This window comes from Bacillus sp. D7-8 (assembly GCF_052055895.1).
Classification (GTDB): Bacteria; Bacillota; Bacilli; order Bacillales; family Bacillaceae; genus Bacillus; species Bacillus velezensis.
Genome location: NZ_CP179922.1, coordinates 167,501 through 170,000, shown reverse-complemented (window position 1 = coordinate 170,000; position 2,500 = coordinate 167,501). Strand labels below are relative to the sequence as shown.

Genomic DNA, 2,500 nt, shown 5'->3' with positions numbered 1-2,500 from the left:
CCGCACTTTTCAACGTGCGTGGGTTCGGGCCTCCATTCAGTGTTACCTGAACTTCACCCTGGACATGGGTAGATCACCTGGTTTCGGGTCTACGACCACGTACTCAATTCGCCCTATTCAGACTCGCTTTCGCTGCGGCTCCGCATCTTCTGCTTAACCTTGCACGGGATCGTAACTCGCCGGTTCATTCTACAAAAGGCACGCCATCACCCGTTAACGGGCTCTGACTACTTGTAGGCACACGGTTTCAGGATCTCTTTCACTCCCCTTCCGGGGTGCTTTTCACCTTTCCCTCACGGTACTGGTTCACTATCGGTCACTAGGGAGTATTTAGCCTTGGGAGATGGTCCTCCCGGATTCCGACGGAATTTCACGTGTTCCGCCGTACTCAGGATCCACTCAGGAGAGAACGAAGTTTTGACTACAGGGCTGTTACCTCCTATGGCGGGCCTTTCCAGACCTCTTCATCTACCTCGTTCCTTTGTAACTCCGTACAGAGTGTCCTACAACCCCAAGAGGCAAGCCTCTTGGTTTGGGCTGGTCCCGTTTCGCTCGCCGCTACTCAGGGAATCGCATTTGCTTTCTCTTCCTCCGGGTACTTAGATGTTTCAGTTCCCCGGGTCTGCCTTCTCATACCCTATGTATTCAGATATGGATACCACTCCATTACGAGTGGTGGGTTTCCCCATTCGGAAATCTCCGGATCAAAGCTTGCTTACAGCTCCCCGAAGCATATCGGTGTTCGTCCCGTCCTTCATCGGCTCCTAGTGCCAAGGCATCCACCGTGCGCCCTTTCTAACTTAACCGTTAAAAAGAATCACTACGTGATATCTTGCATTACTAATTGAATGTGAATTACTTCTGTTATCTAGTTTTCAAAGAACAACATCTCGAAGAATCGAATGATCCTTCAAAACTAAACAAGACAGGGAACGTTCTGTTTATAAGACCCAAGGTCTTATATTCCGTTAAAATCCTTAGAAAGGAGGTGATCCAGCCGCACCTTCCGATACGGCTACCTTGTTACGACTTCACCCCAATCATCTGTCCCACCTTCGGCGGCTGGCTCCTAAAAGGTTACCTCACCGACTTCGGGTGTTACAAACTCTCGTGGTGTGACGGGCGGTGTGTACAAGGCCCGGGAACGTATTCACCGCGGCATGCTGATCCGCGATTACTAGCGATTCCAGCTTCACGCAGTCGAGTTGCAGACTGCGATCCGAACTGAGAACAGATTTGTGGGATTGGCTTAACCTCGCGGTTTCGCTGCCCTTTGTTCTGTCCATTGTAGCACGTGTGTAGCCCAGGTCATAAGGGGCATGATGATTTGACGTCATCCCCACCTTCCTCCGGTTTGTCACCGGCAGTCACCTTAGAGTGCCCAACTGAATGCTGGCAACTAAGATCAAGGGTTGCGCTCGTTGCGGGACTTAACCCAACATCTCACGACACGAGCTGACGACAACCATGCACCACCTGTCACTCTGCCCCCGAAGGGGACGTCCTATCTCTAGGATTGTCAGAGGATGTCAAGACCTGGTAAGGTTCTTCGCGTTGCTTCGAATTAAACCACATGCTCCACCGCTTGTGCGGGCCCCCGTCAATTCCTTTGAGTTTCAGTCTTGCGACCGTACTCCCCAGGCGGAGTGCTTAATGCGTTAGCTGCAGCACTAAGGGGCGGAAACCCCCTAACACTTAGCACTCATCGTTTACGGCGTGGACTACCAGGGTATCTAATCCTGTTCGCTCCCCACGCTTTCGCTCCTCAGCGTCAGTTACAGACCAGAGAGTCGCCTTCGCCACTGGTGTTCCTCCACATCTCTACGCATTTCACCGCTACACGTGGAATTCCACTCTCCTCTTCTGCACTCAAGTTCCCCAGTTTCCAATGACCCTCCCCGGTTGAGCCGGGGGCTTTCACATCAGACTTAAGAAACCGCCTGCGAGCCCTTTACGCCCAATAATTCCGGACAACGCTTGCCACCTACGTATTACCGCGGCTGCTGGCACGTAGTTAGCCGTGGCTTTCTGGTTAGGTACCGTCAAGGTGCCGCCCTATTTGAACGGCACTTGTTCTTCCCTAACAACAGAGCTTTACGATCCGAAAACCTTCATCACTCACGCGGCGTTGCTCCGTCAGACTTTCGTCCATTGCGGAAGATTCCCTACTGCTGCCTCCCGTAGGAGTCTGGGCCGTGTCTCAGTCCCAGTGTGGCCGATCACCCTCTCAGGTCGGCTACGCATCGTTGCCTTGGTGAGCCGTTACCTCACCAACTAGCTAATGCGCCGCGGGTCCATCTGTAAGTGGTAGCCGAAGCCACCTTTTATGTCTGAACCATGCGGTTCAAACAACCATCCGGTATTAGCCCCGGTTTCCCGGAGTTATCCCAGTCTTACAGGCAGGTTACCCACGTGTTACTCACCCGTCCGCCGCTAACATCAGGGAGCAAGCTCCCATCTGTCCGCTCGACTTGCATGTATTAGGCACGCCGCCAGCGTT

General features: G+C 53.0%; 2 rRNA genes (both cut by a window edge). Both read right to left on the bottom strand.

Annotated features, from left to right (window positions below):
• Nucleotides 1-806, bottom strand: a 23S ribosomal RNA gene (locus tag ACKTRM_RS00995); it reaches 2,124 nt to the left of the window's first position.
• Between the two features lie 175 nt (nt 807-981).
• Nucleotides 982-2,500 (bottom strand): 16S ribosomal RNA (locus ACKTRM_RS00990) (it continues 31 nt past the right edge of the window).
• Together the 16S and 23S rRNA genes form the textbook arrangement of a ribosomal RNA operon.